Annotated in this window: 1 pseudogene; it reads left to right on the forward strand. The window is 62.0% G+C overall.

The window, feature by feature from the left end:
- Positions 1-534: pseudogene (locus tag AC1DIX_RS27660) on the forward strand (hypothetical protein); the annotation flags it as partial.

Raw genomic sequence — 534 nt, forward strand, 5'->3', positions numbered from 1 at the left:
GGTTCGTCCTCGGTCATCTGTTCGAAGACTATCTGGCCGACCAGTATGCGAACGAGATGACCGCGGTATCGGATGCTCTGGGTGCCCGTCTGGCGATCGAAAACGGTGCGCTTTCGCTGATCAGCGAACCGTCCGATCCGCGGTTCCAGACACCGGCCGGCGGACGCTACTGGCAGATAACGCCCGACGACCCCACTCAGCCGCCGCTCCGTTCGCGGTCGTTCTGGGACGAGGAACTGACCAGGGATAGCCTCTCCAGGGATCTCTATTGCGGGTTTCACGAGGCCGAAGGGCCGGATGGGGCGACGATCCTGGTCACCGTGAAGGCGATGTCTGTCGGTGAGGGTGATGCGCGCAAACATTTTACGATCTATACGGCCTTCTCCAAAGACGAGATGGAAAGCGCGCTGTCGAATTATCATCGGCCGCTGCAGCTGATGCTGGCCGCAACCGGCCTGCTTCTGCTTGCCGCCGCTTTTCTGCAGGGGCTGATCGGCCTGAAGCCGCTGGTGCGCCTGCGCAACGAGGTGGCGA

This window comes from Massilia sp. 05N420 (genome assembly GCF_056397205.1).